General features: G+C 70.8%; 1 protein-coding gene and 1 pseudogene. Both read left to right on the forward strand.

The genetic code is table 11. The features are described 5' to 3' along the window. Positions 1 to 610, forward strand: a pseudogene (locus ASC94_RS06850) (hypothetical protein); the annotation flags it as partial. Between the two features lie 214 nt (positions 611 to 824). Then, positions 825 to 4,136, forward strand: a 3,312-nt coding sequence (locus ASC94_RS06855; protein ID WP_162251398.1) for an S-layer family protein, incomplete at its 3' end; no start/stop codon positions are given.

Consider the following 4,136-nt stretch of genomic DNA (forward strand, 5'->3'; position numbering starts at 1 on the left):
GGATGCCAATGCCGACGGCGTGAGCCAGGCCGGCGAGCTGACGTCGCTGAAGGACCGCAACATCGCCAGCCTGAACCTGACGGCCGAGAAGGGCACCTTCAACAACAACGGCAACTGGGTGGGCCTGCAGTCGAGCTACACCAGCACCGACGGCAGCACCAGCCAGCTGGCCGACGTCTGGTTCCAGACGGCACCGGCAGCACCGGCAGCCGACCTGCGCGGCAAGGTCAGTTCGCTGGCCCAGGCCATCGCCGGCTTCGGYTCGGCGGACCAGGCTGCGGCAGTGCCGGGTGCGGGCGGTCTGAACCTGGAGGCGCCGCAGTCGGTCGCCGCCAGCCAGGCCAGCCACACGCTGGCCGGAGTGGACCGCATGGTCTCCGCAGTGCCGGGTGCGGGCGGTCTGAACCTGGAGGCGCCGCAGTCGGTCGCCGCCAGCCAGGCCAGCCACACGCTGGCCGGAGTGGACCGCATGGTCTCSGCGCTCAAGCAGTTCGATGCGCAGGGCCCGCTGGCCAGCGGCGATGCCAAGGACYTGGCGGCGCCGGGCCAGAGCAACACCCACGGCCTGCCGGGAACGTCCAGCAATGGCTTCCTTGCCATCGGTAAGTAAGCAGCACCCCGGGCCCGGGACAGGTGCAAGCCTGTCCCGGCCCACGGCGGGCGCGCCTGCGCCCGCTGGCCCGGCCTGTTCGGCCTGCGGCCTCCCGTTGCCTGCCAACGGCACAGTAAACCGCTTGACTTGCTCCCACAGCCCAAGGTACTCTTGCTAAATTGCTTACGGGCAATAAGCAATCAGCTTCCTTCCTCTTTTCCCCTGGCGCGCCATGACCGACATCACACAACTGAGCACGGCCCAAATTGCGGCATTGACTCCCACCGAAGTGGGGGCGTTGACCACGGCGCAGATGGTACAGCTGACCAGCACGCAAGCGCAGGCGCTGGGAGAGGTGCAGTTGCAAGCCCTGAAGACGCTCCAGTTGCGCGCCATCACCGACACGGTGGTGGCGGCGCTGGGCACCACCCAGATCGCCGCCCTGCGCAGTTCGCAGATTGCGGCCCTGACCACCGGCCAGACCGTGGCACTGACAGCGGCCCAGCTGGGCGCGCTGACCCTGCCGGACATGGCCGCCCTCACCACCAGCCAGGTCGCCGCGCTGAGCAGCAGCAGCGTGCTGGCGCTGGCCACGGCCCAGATTGAAGCGCTGCGCAGCGGCCAGGTGCGCGCGCTTACCGTCGAGCAGTTCGGCGCGCTGCGCAGCAGCCAGTTCCAGACCCTGAGCAGCCAGGACATCGGCGCGCTCACCGCAGCCCAGGCCGGCGCGCTCGACGCGGCCCGCATGGCGCAATTTACCGTCGAGCAGATCCAGGGCTTGCGCACCAGCGGCATTGCCGCCCTGGAAACCAGCGAGGTGGCCGCCATCGGCACCAGCCAGATCGCCGCGCTGCGCACCGCCCAGGTGGCCGGCCTGAGCGGCGAGCAGCTGCTGGCGCTCACCGACAGCCAGCTGGCTGCGCTGCAGACCAGCGCGCTGGGCGCGCTGAAGAGCGCCCAGGCAGCCGCGCTTAGCACCCATTTCATCAGCACACTGGGCACCTACCAGATCGCTGCGCTGTCCACCCGCGCCCTGTCCGCGCTGGCCAGCTCCAGCGTGCTGGCCCTGAGCACCAGCCAGCTGGCCGCACTGAGCAGCAAGCAGGTGCTGGCCTTCGGCACCGCGCAGATCGCCGCGCTGGGCAGTTCGGCCATGGGCTCGCTGAGCGACAAGGCGCTGTCCGGCCTGTCCACCTCGGTGCTCGCGTCCTTGTCGACTTCCTTCATCAGCAGCCTCGGCACCAGCCAGGTGCAGGGCTTGCGCAGCAGCCAGGTGGCGGCGCTCAGCACTGCCCAGATCGACGCGCTTGGCAGCAGCCAGTGGCAAGCCATGGAAACGGCTGACGTGGCCGCGCTCAAGACGGCCCAGATCGCCATGCTTGACAGCGGCGATTTCAGCGTCCTGAGCGCCGCCCAGATGGGCGCGCTGCGCAGCAGCAGCATTGCCGCCCTGGCCACCTCCGTGATCGCCGCCCTGGGCACCACCCAGCTTGGCGGGCTGCGCAGTTCCCAGGTGGGCGCCCTGCGCACCGGCCAGCTGCTGGCACTGTCCTCGTCCCAGGTGGCGGCCCTGTCCACCGGCATGGTGGCGGCGCTGCGCAGCGCGCAGATCGCTGCCCTGACCACCGAAGAGGTGGCGGGCTTGGGCACGGCCCAGCTGGGCGCCTTGAAGCCGGCCACGTTTGCCGCGCTGTCGACTTCCAATCTGCTGAGCCTGAACAGCGGCCAGCTCAACGCCATCACCACCGCCCAGCTGGCCGCGCTCAAGCCGGAACAGCTGGCCGTGCTGGGTTTCCCGCTGCTGGGCACGTCCAATATCGCGTCGCTGCGCACCAGCGTCATCGCCGCGCTGGGCACCAGCGAACTGAGCACGTTGAGCACCGGCCAGATCGAAGCGCTGACCAGCGGCCAGATCGCTGCCCTGCGCGGTGAGCAGCTGGCCATCCTGGGCAGCAGCCAGCTGGCCGTGCTCAGCACCGCCGACTTCGGCGCCCTGCGCAGCAGCCAGGTGGCCGGCCTGACCCAGTCCCAGCTGACCCAGCTCAGTTCGGGCCAGATCGGCGCGCTGCGCAGCAGCGCCATTGCCGCCCTGTCCACTTCCGCGCTGGCCGTGATGAGCAGCGCCCAGCTGTCGGCGCTGCGCACCGGGCAGGTACGGGCGCTCACGGCCGAGCAGATCGCCGCGCTTGGCACCACCCAGTTTGCCGCGCTCGGCAGCGACGACATCGCCGCGCTGCGCACCGCGCAGCTGGCCGCCCTGAGCAGCGCCATCCTGACCCAGATGGCGCCGGCGCAGCTGGCCGGGCTGTCCACCGGCGTGGTGGCCGGCTTGTCCACCTCGGTGATCGCCGCGCTCGGCACCGAGCAGTTCGACGCCCTGCGCACTGCCCAGGTGGCCGCGCTCACCACGGCCCAGATTGCCGCGCTCGGCACCAGCCAGCTGGCCACCTTCGGCAGCGCCGACGTGGGCGCGCTGCGCACCAGCCAGCTTGAAGCGCTGGGCAGCAGTGCCATCATGCGCTTTGACGACACCGTGATCGGCGCGCTGCGCACGGCCGGCATCGCGGCGCTGTCGACCACGGTGATCGGCGCGCTTGGCAGCGGCCAGGTGGCGGCCCTGCGTACCGCCCAGGTTGCCGCGCTGCGCAGCAGCCAGATCGCCGCCCTGGGCACCAGTCAGGTGATCGCCATGGAAACCAGCGACGTGGCCGCGCTGCGCAGCGCGCAAGTGGCCGCGCTGGATACGGCCCAGGTCAGCGCCCTGCTCACCGCCCAGGTGGCGGCGCTGGGCACCGCTGCCATCCGCGCCCTGAACGTGGAGGACGTCGCCATCCTGAGCGCCGCCCAGATGGCCGCCCTGCGCACCGCGCAGGTGGCCGCGCTGGGCACCAGCCAGATTGCCGCGCTGGGCACCAGCCAGCTGGCGCAGCTGTCCACGGCCGCCATCGAGGCGCTGCGCACCGCGCAGCTGGCCGCGCTGGGCACGGCCTACATCACCTCGCTCGGCACTGCCCAGGTGGGCGCGCTCAAGCCGTCCACGCTGGGTGCACTGAGCCTGGAAAGCATCGCACTGTTGAGCACGGCACAAGCGGCGGCGCTGGGATCGTCCCAGGCGGCGGCGCTGCGCAGCAGCCAGATTGCCGCGCTGGAAACGGCCGACCTGGCCGCGCTGGCGCCCACTTCCTTCGCTGCCCTCAGCAGCGCCGGCCTGCGCGCGCTGGGCACCAGTTCCATCGCTGCGCTGGCCACGGCGCAGCTGGACGCGCTGACGTCCAGGCAGACCAAGGCCCTGACCTCCGAGCAGATCGCGGCCTTGACCACGGCCCAGATTTCACATGTGAAGTATCTCGGCGTCACGCCCATGGTGCTGGACCTGGACGGCAACGGCGTGCAGACGCTGAGCCTGTCGGCCGGCGTGCAGTTCGACCTGMAGGCCGACGGCCRGAAGGTGAACACCGGCTGGGTGGGCGGCAACGACGGCCTGCTGGTCCTGGACCGCAACGGCGACGGCACCATCAACGACGGTAGCGAGCTGTTCGGCAGC

The sequence above is a fragment of the Massilia sp. Root418 genome (assembly GCF_001425265.1).
Lineage (GTDB): Bacteria > Pseudomonadota > Gammaproteobacteria > Burkholderiales > Burkholderiaceae_D > Rugamonas.